The sequence below is a fragment of the Parvimonas sp. D9 genome, assembly GCF_035282565.1.
Lineage (GTDB): Bacteria > Bacillota > Clostridia > Tissierellales > Peptoniphilaceae > Parvimonas > Parvimonas micra.
Genome location: NZ_JAYKBM010000303.1, coordinates 1 through 228 on the forward strand (window position 1 = coordinate 1; position 228 = coordinate 228).

Annotated in this window: 1 protein-coding gene; it reads right to left on the minus strand. The window is 39.0% G+C overall.

All coding sequences use genetic code 11. The annotated features are described in order from the left end of the window. Positions 1–202: hypothetical protein (locus VJI94_RS09040; RefSeq protein ID WP_416383691.1), on the minus strand; the 202-nt coding region annotated here is incomplete at its 3' end. Positions 203–228 lie beyond the last annotated feature (26 nt).

Consider the following 228-nt stretch of genomic DNA (forward strand, 5'->3'; position numbering starts at 1 on the left):
TCATTTCATCAAATGCAGCATTAACGGCATGATTCAGGTAAGCACTTTTAATAAAACGGTTATTTACAAAAAAATACTGGTCGCCCCTGGTTTTGCGCGCCGTTTCAGGTTTGCCTACAAAGCCATAAATATTCATGTAATCTGTCTTCTCCCCAACACTTACCAATTTGGCATTATAAGTACTACCCAGTATCTGAACAATTCTCTGTTTTAGGGTACCGGGTTCTA